Raw genomic sequence first — 12,726 nt, forward strand, 5'->3', positions numbered from 1 at the left:
GGGCGTGCTCCAGCAGGCCCCTTCAGGAGCCCGTGCGAGGAGCGGCGGTGCTGTGGCGCACGACGAGGTGCGGGGCGATCTTCTGGCTCTCGGCGGGCTTGCCGCCCAGCATCCCCACGAGCAGCTCGATGGCACTGCTGCCGAGGTGCGCGAAGTCCTGCCGGACCGTGGTGAGGGCGGGGATCAGGTATCCGGCGCCCTTCATGTCGTCGAAGCCGACGACCGACACGTCCTGCGGCACCTTCAGGCCCCGCTCGGCGAACGCCGCCAGCGCCCCCATCGCCATCTGGTCGTTCCCGGCGAAGACCGCGGTGGGCGGGCCCGCGGCGGCCGCGCAGAGTTCGTGGACGAGACGGAACCCGCTCTCCGCGCTGAAGTCGCCTTCCAGCAGGGCCCCTTCCGCCCCCGCGTCGGCGAGTTCGGCCCGCCAGCCCTCGACGCGGGCCCGGGCGTCGAAGGTGCGCAGCGCACCCGTGAGGTGGGCGATGTCGCGGTGGCCGAGGTCGAGGAGGTGGCGGACCGCGAGCCGGGCGCCGAGTTCCTGGTCGACCGCGACGGAACTCAGATCGGGTTGCGGGACGCCGCCGGACATCACCACCGCGACCGGCACCCCGGCCGAGAGGCGGGTCAGGGTCTCCAGGGCGACCGGCCGGTCGGCGACCACCGCGATCGCCTCCACCGACTGGTCGGTGAGCCGCCGCAAGGTCTCCGTGAGGTCGTCGGTGGTGCTCTCGCCCTGCCGACTGGCCAGGCTCACCCAGTAGCCGGCCTGTCTGGCGGCCGTCTCCACGCCCAGCAGGATGCGCGGCAGCTCGAACAGGTCCGACCCGACGATCACCACACCGATCGTCGAGGAGCGGCGGCTCTTGAGAGCTCGGGCGACGCTGTTGCGGCGGTAGCCCAGCTTCTGGATCGCCGCCTCGACCCGGGTCCGGGTCTCCGGACGGACCGACGGATGGCCGTTGATGACGCGGGAGACGGTGATGTGCGAGACACCGGCCTCCCGGGCCACGTCCATCATGCCTGGCGGCCGGTCCATGTCAGTCGTCCTCTGCCTCGACCTCGGCGGGCGGCGGCCTCGCGCCCACCGCCGATACTGTCACAGGCGGCGGAACGGTCTCTTCGACCCCCGGTACCGCCCGCGGCCGGGATCGGCACGGACGGTGTCTCAGGAGGCCCCGAACGCGCCGATGTCCGGAGCCTGCGCTCGGTACGGCAGGCGGAAGGTCGCGACCTTGTCGATCAGGCTGCTGTGCGCCGCGAGGCGCAGGTGCGGCAGCTCAGGCAGGCGTGCCCTCAGCCCGGCGGGCGGCGCCCCAGCCGGACGTCGGCACGCTGTGGAACTGCGCGTCGGACAAGGTGATGCCCGGGTTCCAGGAGTTGACCGATGCGGACCTCCAGGCCGGCGTCCTTGGCGCGCTCGGCCGGTTGCGCGGTCTCGTCGATGCCGCATTGGCCGTTGGCCAGGTCGCCCGCCGGGTTGCCCCGGGCCGGCAGGCAGACCGCGGTGATGCTGTAGCGCTTGAGGACGGTGAAGAGGCAGGGCGCTCGCCGAGCCCGGCACGCGGTCGCGCTCGGCGGGCGGCGGGCCTGGCCGAGGCCTGGGTGGACGAGTCCCCGCACGCCGAGCGGCCGGTGACCACTCGGCGCAAGCTCGCCACGCGGGCCACGGAGCCGGGCGGGACGCGACGGCCCGGCGGCAGCCGCACGGTGCGGACCTGGGCCACGTCCCCTGACGCGGTGCCCGCCGCCGCCTCAGAGGCCGTCCGCGAGGCGTCGCCGGTCCTCGTCGTCCCACGTCCGGGTGTCGCGGGGGTGGGTGTACGGCTCGGCGTCCGGCGGGAGTCCGCCGGCGACGGCCCGCTGCCGTGCCGTCTCCGCGTCGAACTCCAGGCCCAGCAGCACCGCCAGATTGCTGATCCACAGCCAGATCAGGAACACGATGACGCCGGCCATGGTGCCGTACGTCTTGTTGTACGAGGCGAAGCCGGCGACGTACAGCGCGAAACCGGCGGACGCCGCCAGCCAGATGAGCAGGGCCAGGACGCTCCCCGGAGTGATCCACCGGAATCCCTTGATGCGGGCGTTGGGCGTCGCCCAGTAGAGGATCGCGATCATGATCGTGACCAGGAGGACGAGGACGGGCCATTTGGCGATCGCCCACACCGTCAGCGCCGTGTCCCCCAGCCCCAGGGCGGTCCCGGCCTGGCGGGCCAGGCCGCCGGTGAAGACCACCATCAGCGCGCTGGCCACGGCCAGCACCATCAGCACGACGGTCACCCCGACCCGCAACGGCAGCACCTTCCACACCGGGCGGCCCTCCGGCATGTCGTAGACGGCGTTGGCGGCGCGGATGAAGGCGGCCACATAGCCCGACGCCGACCACACCGCCAGCACCAGGCCCACGACCGCCATGACCGAGCCGGTCCCGGCCTTGTCCTGCAACTGCTGCACGGCCTGCGTGATGATGTCGCGGGCCGAGCCCGGAGTGAGCTGCCTGAGGTTGTCCAGCACGCTGTCCGTGGCCGCCTTGCCCGCCACGCCCAGCAGCGAGACGAGCACCAGCAGGGCCGGGAACAGCGACAGCACGCCGTAGTACGTCAAAGCCGCCGCGCGGTCGGCGAGTTCGTCGTCCCTGAACTCGCGCAGGCTGCCCTTGAAGACCGCCGCCCACGCCCTCGCGGGCAACTTGGCCGGGGTGTCCGGCGCCCGCCGCTCCACCTCGGGAGGCGGCCCGAACCGCTCCTCGTCGTCGTGCGCGCGTTCTTGACGCCTGGTCATGACCGCCGGGTATCCACAACGCCAGGCACCACACCGTGCCGGACGGGCTCCCGTCGTGGTCACCTCAGGTACGCGGTCGCGCTCCCGGCCCCGGCTCGACCGTCACGTCCCCGGGCGTCAGCGCGCCGTGCTCCCCGGTACAGGCGACGACGGCACGGACGGGGCTTCCGCAGTCGGTGTGCCGCATGTCCAGAACGGGCCCGGCGGGGTCCCCGGCGTGGGCCTCGCCCCACTGCCGGAGGGCGACGAGCACCGGCCACAGGTCCCAGCCCTTCCGGGTCAGCCGGTACTCGTTGCGGGACCGGCTCCCAGGCTCCCGGTAGGGGACGGTCCGGAGGATGCCGGCGTCGGTCAGCTTGCGGAGCCGGTCGCTGAGCACCGCCTCCGACAGGCCGATGTGCCGTCGGAAGTCGTCGAAACGACGCACACCGTTGGCCGCGTCACGCACGATCAGCAGCGTCCACTTCTCCCCCACCACGTCGAGGGTGCGCTGCACGGAGCAGTTCTCGGTGCTGAATGCGAGCCAGTCCACCGGGTCATCGTAGCCACCTGACTTCGTCATTGACAGTCAGGTGCGCACGCGGCTAGCTTCGCCGTACGAAGTCAGCCGGGAGGGCACAGGCACATGGGACGCACGCGTACTTACTCATGGGACGACCCGATGGTCACGGCCGGGGCGGTGGGTCGCTCGTCCGGACTGGAGTTCCTGCGTGACGTCCTGGACGCCAGGCTTCCGGCGCCCCCGATCGCGGCCACCCTCGACTTCACGCTCGACGAGGTGGCCGAGGGCCACGCGGTCTTCTCGCTCACCCCGGGCGAGGAGCACTACAACCCGATCGGCAGTGTGCACGGCGGCGTCTACGCCACCCTCCTCGACTCGGCGCTGGGCTGTGCCGTACAGACCACGCTCCCCGCGGGCATGGGCTACACCTCGCTCGACCTGAGCGTGAAGTTCCTCAAGCGGGTCTCGGTGGACACCGGCCGGGTACGGGCCATCGGCACGGTCGTCCACCGCGGCCGGCAGACGGCGCTCGCCGAGGCCACGCTGGTCGACGCCGAGGACCGCGTGCTGGCCCACGCGACCAGCTCGTGCATGCTGTTCCCGCTGCCGTCGGCAGCCGCCTGAGCCGACGGCACGCTGCTCTGTTCGAGTGGTGAGTGCGGGCTGCTGGTCGTAGCGTCGGAAGCGGGACATCCGTCGGCCAACGGCAGCGGGGATCGGCCATGCAGCTACGGGCACTCACCACGACGGCCGCGCTCTTCGGCGTGGCCGTCCTCGCCACCGCCGCGGGCACACCCTCCTCGGTCCGGACCGCACCGGCGCCCGTGACGCAGACCGTCCAGCCGCGCACCGGGCTTCCGGTCCTCGTCGACTGCCTGTGGCACCCACGGGTGCGGCCGGCCGACTTCATGCTCGCCTGCGGTGACGGCAACAGCCGGCTGGCCTCGCTGCGCTGGACCCGATGGGACGCGGGATCGGCCCGGGCCGAGGGGGTGAACTGGGTCAACGACTGCACGCCGTACTGCGCGGCAGGACACTTTCACGCCTACCGGGTGACCGTGACGCTCGACCGCGCCCGCCCCTGGCAGAAGCGGCCGGAGGTGTCGCACTACGCACGGATCACCCTCGCGTACCCGGACACCCGGCCGGAGCGGTTCGCCCCGGTCGTGTCCTATCCCCTCTGGGACTGAGCGGCGGCGACCTGCTCGGGCTGCGCGCCCGTGATCACCGCCGAGCGGCTGCCCCGGTCCATGAGACCGCCCATGAACGCCAGCCCCAGCCCGGCCACCCCGAGCCCGGCGCCGACCAGGGACGGTGACGCCCAGCCCCAGCCCGCCGAGATGGCGAGGCCGCCGAGCCAGGCGCCGCCCGCGTTGGCCAGGTTGAAGGCGGAGTGGTTGGAGGCGGCCGCCATGGTCGGGGCGTCCTTCGCCTTGGCCATCAGCAGCATCTGCACGGGCGTGGTGATGAGGGCGCCCATCGCGCCGATGAACGTGATCGTCACCAGGGCGGGCACCGTGCTGTGGACGGTGAACCAGAACACCACCAGCGCCGAGGACAGCAGGGCGAGGCCCGCGTACAGCGTCGGGCGCAGGGCGCGGTCCGTGAGCGGGCCCGCGACCAGCGTGCCGAGGGTCATGCCGACGCCGTACAGCGCCAGGACCAGCGTGGTCGAGGAGTCGGACAGGCCCGTGAGGTGCGTGAGCATGGGCACGAGGTAGCTGTAGACGGCGAAGAACCCGCCGAAGCCCACGACGGCCGTGGCCAGGCCGATGACCACCTGCCGGTTGCCCATGGCCCGCAGTTCGTGCCGGACGCCGGTCTGCTGACCGCGCGGCTGGTGCGGGACGAACAGGGACAGCGCCACCAGGGCGACGACGCCGATGACACCCACCGCGACATAGGCGGACCGCCACCCCAGCTGCTGGCCGAGGGCCGTCCCGGCCGGGACGCCCACGATGTTGGCGATGGTCAGGCCGAGGAACATCTTCGACACCGCACGCGCGGCCCGGTCGGGCGCGACGAGCCGGGAGGCCACCACCGCACCCACGCCGAACAGCGCTCCGTGGGGCAGTCCGGCGAGGAAGCGCGCGGCGAAGAGCAGGCCGAAGCCGGGGGCGAGCGCGGACGCGACGTTGCCGACGACGAACAGCCCGGACAGGAGCAGCAGCAGCTTCTTGTGCGGGATGCGTGCGCCGATGCCCGTCAGCACCGGAGCGCCGACGACGACACCCAGTGCGTAGGCGGAGACGATGTTGCCCGCCTGCGGGACCGATACGCCGATGCCGTCAGCGATCTGGGGCAGCAGCCCCATCGTGGCGAATTCCGTCGTACCGATGCCGAAAGCGACAACAGCCAGGGCCAGGAGAGCCAGTGGCATGGCGCAGGTGAACCTTTCAGAGGTGGTGCGGGGGAACGAGGGAGTGGACACAGGCCGCGTCGGTACGGCGGCCTTCCTCACCCGGCTTCGTCGCCCGGCGCCCCTCAGGGCATGGTGAGCCCGTAACGAGTGGAGCAGCGAGGCGGAGCCGGACATTCCAAGATCCGGCCCTGCTTTCCATGACTCATGTCACACCCGCCATCGCCTCACGCCACAGGCCCCGTCCCGTCCGTCCGACGGTCCCCTGCTGTCCGACGGTCCCCTGCTGTCCGGCGCTCCCCTGCCGTCCGGAAGGCTCCGTCCTCCGCGCCCCCTGGTGCCTCCGTGCGCCCGGCTCCTCGGCCGGTTCGCGACCGCCGGTCGAGCATTCGTTCGGCCTGCTGGGTATTCCTCCCGCATCGGCGCAAGCAGGTGCGGGAGGCACGCGCAGGGGGCTGACACTGTGGCACGGCCGTCATGGACGTCCGATCCGGTCGAGGAACAGCGCCACCGCAGGCGGGACACCGTGCACCGACTGCGCGCCCAGGGCCGTTACGGGCCCAGGTTCCGCGATGTCCTGCCCTCGTTCGCCGTCCTCGCGGTGCTGCTCTGCGCGGCCGTGGCCGGACTCGTCGTCGGCTTCCGGGCCGTCGGGGCCGTGGTCCCCATCGCCGGCGCCCTGCTGGCGGTGGTCGCCGTCGCCGTCGGGGTCAGGCGGCAGCGCCCGGCCGCGCGACGCCGACGCGGCCGTTACACCCCGCAGGAGTTGCACGAACTCGACGTCCAGGGGCTGGCCCTGGCCGTGGCGCGGATGCTGCGCCGGGATCACTGGAAGGTGCGCCTGCTGCCCGCTCCGGACCGGCCGCGCCTGTGCGCCCGGCACCAGGACGGCCGCCGGCTCGATGTGGCCTTCCGGCCGGTGGCGGAGCCCTTGCCCGACGAGGCCCTGCCCCACCCCCGCACTCACCGGGAGGACCCGGAGTCGTTCATCCACCTGGTGGTGCACCGGGGTGCGTTCCGTGCCCGCGACATCCGGTGGGCACGGCGCGAGGGCCGGACCGTCCTGCTGGACGGCCCGGCCCTGGAGCGCTGGGCCGGTGGAGCACCCCTCGACCGGCTGCTCGCCGGGGAACAGTGACCGCGCCGCCGACCGGGAAGGTCAGCGGGTGACGTAGACCGTCGCCGACGCCGTCGAGGCCTCGTGCAGGTCGTCGCCAGGCCAGCTCACCTTGTAGGTGGTCTCGCGGCGGGTTCGGGGGATGTCGTCGATGGTGAACGTGCCGTCCGCGGCGACCGTCACCGACGACAGCGTGCCGGTGCCGAGCCGGTCGGTGCGCTCGACCTTCAGCACCGCCCGGTCCGGCAGGGTCTTGCCCTGGGCGGTGAAGGTGCCGGTGATCCGCACGCCGGTGCTGAGCGAGGCCTCGGCCGGGGCGGTGAGCGCGATCGAGGTGGGCGCCTTGCCGACGGTCACGGTGTGGGTCACGTCGGTGGCCGGGCGGTGGGTGAGGTCGCCGAGGTAGGAGACGGTGTAGGTGGCGTCCCCGACCAGGCCGGGCTCGTCGAGGACGGTGTAGGAGCCGTCGTCCTTGACGGTGAAGGTGCCCAGGTCGTGGACGCCGTCGGCGTCCGTGCGGGTCGCCCTCACCTTCAGCGGCTCGGCGGGGGCCGGACCGTCGTACTCCAGCCGGCCTCGCACCGACAGCGGCTCGCCCGCGACGGCCTGCGTGGGGCTGTGGGTCAGGGTGGTGTTCAGGCGTACGTCGTACTGGACCGCCGGGGGCTGGATGACGTGCAGCCAGAACTGGTTTCCGGCCGCGTTCGTGGTGACGGTGAACAGCCGGGAGCCGTCGGCGGACCACTCCATGCCGCGCGGCGCCACCCGGTCGCCGTCGAGGCTGCCCTCGAAGGCGAACTCCAGCGGGGCGGTGGAGTCGGCCGGGTCCGCGGGCTGCACCAGCAGGTCCGGGGTCGCGCCGGTGGCTGAGGCGCCGCGCGCGATGTACTTGCCGTCGCCGCTGAAGGCGACCGCACTGGCGGTGGCCCCGGCGGGCAGGGCCGCGTAGCCGGTCTCCGCGTCGGACAGGTCCGTGGTGTTCAACAGCCGCGTACCGGCCGCCGCGTCGGCCACGGCGACCTTGCTGCCGTCCGCCGAGAACGCCATGTCCTTGAGATCGAGGGCGCCTTGGCCGTCGGCGTCGGCGAAGCGCCGGGCGGCGTTGCGGACGAGGGTTCCCTCGCTCGTGTCGTACACCGTCAAGAAGGGGTTGGCCGCCTGCGAGTTGAGCGGCTGGCCCATCAGCATCCGGTCGCCGGGGCCGGATTCGAGCTGGAGCTTGCCGTAGTCCTGCCAGTTGGTGCGCGGCGCGGTGTTGGTGGCGGGGACGTAGGAGTCCAGGTTGGTCAGCGCCGTGTCGCACTGCGCGGTGTAGTACGAGTACGGGGTGGTGAAGTAGACGGTGCCGCCGGAGAAGGCCAGGCTGCGGCCGCAGGTGTCGGTGGCGACGTACAAGCCGTTGGACTGGTAGGTGCTGGTGTCGTAGCGCCAGATCACCTGACGGCCGCCGACGTAGAGCGTGGAGCCGTCGGCGTTCAGTGCCAGGCCGGAGATGTGCTGCTGGGTGCTGATCGTGGTGATCCGCTGGCCCTCGAAGTCGTAGACGGCGATGAGGCCGGGGTAGTCGTAGCTGCCCAGATTGCTGTCGGCGACGTAGACCCGCTGGTGCGCGGAGTCCACCGCCATCGCGGAGTACGAGGTGATCGGCAGCTTGGCCACGGCGTCGGAGGCGGCCGCGTGGGCCGCGGGTGCGGCGGCGACCGTCAGGCCGGTGCCGGCGAGTGCGGCGGCGAGAGCCGTGGCCGCAAGGCGTCTACGACGGTAAGCGCTGTTCAACTGTGCCCCCCACAGGCTTCGTTGGACCTCACCAAGAACGGTGCGGTCCGTGTGTCCCCCATGTAACAGGGGTGAAGATCCTGTGATCAAGGGGGCGCGCCTGCCCGTCCGCCTGTCACACCCGTCGCGGCCTTCGAACCTCCTTACTGCGTGGCCGTGTTCACCACGGTACGGACCCGGGAGCGGACCGGCTGCACCGGGACCGACGCGCGTATGGAGGAGCTGGTGGAGCCGTGGTTCCGTGCGCGCGGAGTCATCGGGCTACGGGGCGAGGACGCAGAACTCGTGGCCCTCCGGGTCGGTCAGGCACGTCCACGGGACGTCGCCCTGGCCGATGTCCAGGTCCATGGCGCCCAGGGCTCGCAGCCGGTCCACCTCCGCCGCCTTGTCGTCACCGGAGTAGGGCAGCAGATCGAGATGGACGCGGTCCGGCACGGTCTTCACGTCCGGCGTACGCAGGAACTCGAGGTACGGGCCGGTGCCCTTGGCGGACCGCAGTGAGGCGTGGTCGTCGGCCAGCTCGTGCAAGGTCCAGTCCGTCGCCCCGGCCCAGAATCCAGCCATGGCCCGCGGATCCGCGCAGTCGACGACCACCGCGGCGAGCGGCCCGGTGTCCCGGTAGATCTCGCCCGGCTCCAGCACGCAGAACTCGTTGCCCTCGGGATCGGCGAGGACCGTCCACGGCACATCGCCCTGCCCCACGTGGGCGGGTGTCGCGCCGAGCGCCCGCAGCCGCTCGACCAACTCGGCCTGGTGCGCGGCCGAGGTGGTGGCGAGGTCGAGGTGCACGCGGTTCTTCGTCGCCGTCTTGGGCTCCGGCACGGGAACGACGTCGACGCCGAGGCCGACCGGGTCCGGCCAGACCAGGCCGCCAGGAGGCCCGACGTAGGTGGTGGCGCCCGCGCTGTACGCACTCCAGCCGAGCGCCTCCGCCCAGAACCGGCCGACCGCCGCAGCGTCGACAGCCTTCACGTTCACCATCACGGGTCTCAACGCCATGCCGACGATCCTATGCAGGTCCGTGGATCTCCGCTCTGCCCGCGTGGCGGCGAAGAGGGCCGCGACGGAACGCCGTTGCACCCTGTGCAGGGCGACGTCAGTGGCAGTGGCCCTGTCGGCCCAGGGTCTGCACGGGAGTCGCGCCGGGGCGGGTCCACTGGGGCACGGGACGGCTGGTCGGGCCCCAGGTGGGGGTGCCGTCCGCGTCCGAGCGCCACGACCAGCACGCGGTGTCGCCCTCCGGCCAGCCCGCGGGCTTGTCCTCCCACGTCTCGCCGCGGCCGTAGGGCGTCATGTCGAGCAGGGCGAGAGACCCGTTGACCGGCTCGTTGCCGCGGCCCGTCGTGGCGTAGGTGAGGAACGTGCGGTCGCCGTCGCGCAGGAAGCAGGTGAGGTGGCCCATGTCGCCGCCGACCGGGGCGGCCACGTCGCGCACCGAGTACCAGGGCTGGGTGTAGCCCATGAAGTCGACATACGGGGCCACCTCGTCCCACTGGCCCGTGGTCAGCACGGCGAACGACACGCCCCGGGCGTTGAGGTACACGGCGTCCTTCAAGTGCCAGGCCGCGGTGGTGCACCCCTCGCACTGCCCTTGATGCGGAGCGCCGTCGTACCACATGTGTTTGTAGACGACGAGTTCGTCGCGGCCCTGGAACAGGTCAAGGAACGGGACCGGGCCGTCGGCGCCGACGACCTCGACCGTCCCGTCGAACTCGACCATCGGCAGCCGACGGCGGTCCGCGGCGAGGGCGTCGCCCTGTCGGGTGTGGGCCTTCTCGCGGACCAGGAGTTCGTCGCGGGCCTTCTGCCAGGTGGCCAGGTCGACGACGGGCGGCCGGCCGGGCCGCGCGGTGGTCGGGTCGTCCGGTGTGTGCGTCATGGAGTCCTCCGTGGGTCCGGTGCGGGGCAGCGCGGCAGCCGCCCTGGGGACGGTCGGCAGAGGAGACTCCCGCTCCGGGCGAAACTCATCGTCGGGGCCCTGGAGGACCGGTCCGCGACCGTCCTCGCGCAGTACGGAGAGGTGCTGCGCCGCACCGACGAGACACTGGCACGACGGCACACCGCCGGTGGAACAGGAGGGCAACGCCGCGCCGAAGCGCACCAGTTCGCCGTAGCGCGGGATCGGCCTTCTCGGCGAGGATCAGATCGAGTACAACCGCGGCGGCCCGGGGCGGCGACTGGGCGTGGCTGTGGTCGGTGAACCAGGGGCCCGAGGTGGCGGTGCCGACCATGCCGGGACACACCGGGGCGATCAACGTGCCGGTGGCCAGGTCGTGTTCACGGCGTTCGGCGGCGACCGCGCGGACCGCGGCGACCTGCGCCACCTTGAAGGGCACGGCGGTGCCGGCCGGGGGCGTCCGAGGACCGCGGTCCGGAGAACGTCGTCACCCGGAACCGCGGCTGGGGACGCTCGCCAGGCTCAGTCGAGGCAGAACTCGTTGCCCTCGACGTCCTGCATCACGATGCAGGACTCGTTGACACCGTCGGCGCGCAGCAGTTGTACGCGCACCGCGCCGAGCGCGATCAGTCGCGCGCACTCGGCTTCGAGCACGGCGAGGCGCTCCTCCCCCACCAGCCCGGTGCCGACCCGCACGTCGAGGTGCACCCGGTTCTTGACGACCTTGCCTTCGGGGACGCGCTGGAAGTACAGGCGCGGGCCGACGCCGGAGGGATCACTGCAGGCGAACCACGCGTCCCGGTCCTCCGGGGCCTGGGCCGCGTTGTACTCGTCCCAGGTGGCGAACCCCTCCGGCGGCGGCGGTGCCACATATCCCAGTACCTCGCACCAGAAGCGGGCGACGCGCTCCGGCTGCGCGCAGTCGAAGGTGACCTGGAATTTCTTGATCGATGACATCGACGCACCTTAGCCGGTGCCCCGGTCCGCCGTCACACCCGTTTCGCCCCGAGGTGGTCGGCCAGGCGGTGCGCCTGCGCGAGCAGCGTTCCGTACGTGACCAGCGCGTCGGGGTCGTCGGGTGCGGCACCCGGGAGCTGTCGGCGCAGGGCGTCGAGCGTGTGCCGCAGCCGCTCGGCGGCTTCGTGCAGCGCCCGCGCGGTGGTCTCGTCCTGACCGTCCGTGGCGAGGCGGTACTCGCCGTACAGGTGCACGGCCCGCGCCGTCTCACGGAGAAAGTCCGCGTAGGCGGTGGTGACGGTGCCGGCCGGCCTGGACGTGGCGCCCTCCGCCGCCTCGCGCACGGTGCGGGTCACGCCCGCCGTGTGGACGGCGACGTAGTCCAGCACGGCCAGCGCGTCGGCGTACGTGGTGCCGGGCGGGACCGCGCCCTGCTTGCGGGGCCGCCTCAGATTGCCCCGGAGGCTCTCCTCGCTCCAGCCGATCGCCGACCTCGCCCGGTCGACGAGGCGGCCCAGCCGCAGGGCGCGCTCGTGTCGTACACCGGCCTCGTGGCCGTCCCACGCGGCGGCGGTCAGCCCGTCGGCCACGTCGTCCAAGATGTCACGGGCCTCGCGGGCCGCCTCCGCGAGCGCGGCGCGCGTGTCCCGCAGGTAGGTCGGGGGCCTGATCAGCGCGTTCACCGCCACCCCGACCAGGGCGCCGAACACCGCCTCCGTCAGGCGTGCCGCCGCCCCGGCGAGCGTGACCTCGCCGCCCGTCAGCACGAACAGCGCCCCGGTGGCGCCGAAGATGCCCTGGCTCCCCAGCCGCCGCCACTGCCCCAGCAGCAGCACCAGCGGCAGCACGACCGCCATGGTGACCATCGCGTCCCCCAGCACCATCGCCGCGGCGGTGGCCACCACCGTGCCCGCCGCGATCGCCGCGAGCTGCTGAAGCCCGTGCGCGACCGACCGGTACACCGTCGACTCCACCAGTGCGACCGCCACCCACGGCGCCACGAACGCCAGCGGCGCCGCCAGCCACCAGCCCGCGACGGCCCACGCGATCCAGGCGGCCAGCGCCGCCTTGCCCGCCTGCGCCACCACGTCCCGCTCCCGACCCGGCCCCGCCCACGCCCGCCGCACCGCACGCATCGCGGTTGCGGCACGCCAGCGGGCCGCCCGAGCCGTCCTGCCGATCCACTCCATGGCACACCAAGTGCCACGCCTGGCACGAGCCGCACCTGTGGCCCGGCAGGGAAAGCGAGTACCTCCTCGGCCGGGCGCTCGGGAGCGGCGCGCGGCCGTGCGGCCGTACGGATCGCGATCGTCCGTTTCCCGGGCGGTTGCGGGGAT

Annotated in this window: 13 protein-coding genes and 1 pseudogene; 3 read left to right on the forward strand and 11 right to left on the reverse strand. The window is 72.7% G+C overall.

The window, feature by feature from the left end; translation table 11 throughout:
• Window positions 1–22: 22 nt before the first annotated feature.
• The 4 genes from DI272_RS43510 to DI272_RS43525 all read right to left on the reverse strand — a co-directional run bounded on the left by DI272_RS43510 (window position 23) and on the right by DI272_RS43525 (window position 3,313).
• A complete protein-coding gene (locus tag DI272_RS43510; protein ID WP_109501388.1) occupies window positions 23–1,039 on the reverse strand; it encodes a LacI family DNA-binding transcriptional regulator in 1,017 nt (338 codons plus the stop codon).
• Between the two features lie 257 nt (window positions 1,040–1,296).
• Window positions 1,297–1,623, reverse strand: a complete 327-nt coding sequence (locus tag DI272_RS43515) for a hypothetical protein (RefSeq protein WP_109501389.1) — start codon at window positions 1,621–1,623, stop codon at window positions 1,297–1,299.
• A 132-nt stretch (window positions 1,624–1,755) separates the two neighbouring features.
• The gene (locus DI272_RS43520; protein ID WP_109501390.1) at window positions 1,756–2,781 is read right to left on the reverse strand and encodes a YihY/virulence factor BrkB family protein; all 1,026 of its coding nucleotides are present in this window, start codon (window positions 2,779–2,781) and stop codon (window positions 1,756–1,758) included.
• Between the two features lie 64 nt (window positions 2,782–2,845).
• Window positions 2,846–3,313 (reverse strand): helix-turn-helix domain-containing protein, encoded by a 468-nt coding sequence (locus DI272_RS43525; protein ID WP_109501391.1) that lies wholly within the window; start codon window positions 3,311–3,313, stop codon window positions 2,846–2,848.
• Between the two features lie 93 nt (window positions 3,314–3,406).
• Here DI272_RS43525 and DI272_RS43530 point away from each other — a divergent pair, with 93 nt between their 5' ends.
• Complete coding sequence (locus DI272_RS43530; RefSeq protein ID WP_109501392.1) at window positions 3,407–3,907, forward strand: PaaI family thioesterase; 501 nt, start codon at window positions 3,407–3,409, stop codon at window positions 3,905–3,907.
• Between the two features lie 98 nt (window positions 3,908–4,005).
• Window positions 4,006–4,473: a hypothetical protein gene (locus DI272_RS43535; RefSeq protein WP_109501393.1), complete on the forward strand. Its 468-nt coding sequence runs from the start codon at window positions 4,006–4,008 to the stop codon at window positions 4,471–4,473.
• Here DI272_RS43535 and DI272_RS43540 read toward each other — a convergent pair.
• Entirely contained in the window at window positions 4,455–5,663 is a 1,209-nt protein-coding gene (locus DI272_RS43540) for an MFS transporter (RefSeq protein WP_109501394.1), read from the reverse strand. The two genes, DI272_RS43535 and DI272_RS43540, sit on opposite strands and share 19 nt — an antisense overlap.
• A gap of 442 nt (window positions 5,664–6,105) precedes the next feature.
• On the opposite strand from DI272_RS43540, the gene DI272_RS43545 reads away from it, so the two are divergent.
• Window positions 6,106–6,780, forward strand: a complete 675-nt coding sequence (locus DI272_RS43545; protein WP_109501395.1) for a hypothetical protein — start codon at window positions 6,106–6,108, stop codon at window positions 6,778–6,780.
• 21 nt (window positions 6,781–6,801) lie between these two features.
• Here the strand turns inward: DI272_RS43545 and DI272_RS43550 are convergent, their stop codons facing one another.
• The 6 genes and pseudogenes from DI272_RS43550 to DI272_RS43580 all read right to left on the reverse strand — a co-directional run bounded on the left by DI272_RS43550 (window position 6,802) and on the right by DI272_RS43580 (window position 12,579).
• Window positions 6,802–8,535, reverse strand: coding sequence for a hypothetical protein (locus DI272_RS43550; protein ID WP_109501396.1), 1,734 nt, complete (start codon window positions 8,533–8,535; stop codon window positions 6,802–6,804).
• A 261-nt stretch (window positions 8,536–8,796) separates the two neighbouring features.
• On the reverse strand, window positions 8,797–9,534 hold the full coding sequence (locus DI272_RS43560; protein WP_109501397.1) for a VOC family protein: 738 nt from the start codon (window positions 9,532–9,534) through the stop codon (window positions 8,797–8,799).
• A gap of 97 nt (window positions 9,535–9,631) precedes the next feature.
• Window positions 9,632–10,414 carry a DUF899 family protein gene (locus DI272_RS43565; RefSeq protein ID WP_109501423.1) on the reverse strand — a complete coding sequence of 261 codons (783 nt, stop codon included), beginning with the start codon at window positions 10,412–10,414 and terminating at the stop codon, window positions 9,632–9,634.
• 201 nt (window positions 10,415–10,615) lie between these two features.
• Window positions 10,616–10,886, reverse strand: a pseudogene (locus DI272_RS45865) (carbonyl reductase); the annotation flags it as partial.
• A gap of 68 nt (window positions 10,887–10,954) precedes the next feature.
• Window positions 10,955–11,389 (reverse strand): VOC family protein, encoded by a 435-nt coding sequence (locus tag DI272_RS43575; protein WP_109501398.1) that lies wholly within the window; start codon window positions 11,387–11,389, stop codon window positions 10,955–10,957.
• 32 nt (window positions 11,390–11,421) lie between these two features.
• Window positions 11,422–12,579: an aromatic acid exporter family protein gene (locus DI272_RS43580; RefSeq protein ID WP_109501399.1), complete on the reverse strand. Its 1,158-nt coding sequence runs from the start codon at window positions 12,577–12,579 to the stop codon at window positions 11,422–11,424.
• Window positions 12,580–12,726: the final 147 nt, after the last annotated feature.

It is taken from the genome of Streptomyces sp. Act143, assembly GCF_003143935.1.
Lineage (GTDB): Bacteria > Actinomycetota > Actinomycetes > Streptomycetales > Streptomycetaceae > Streptomyces.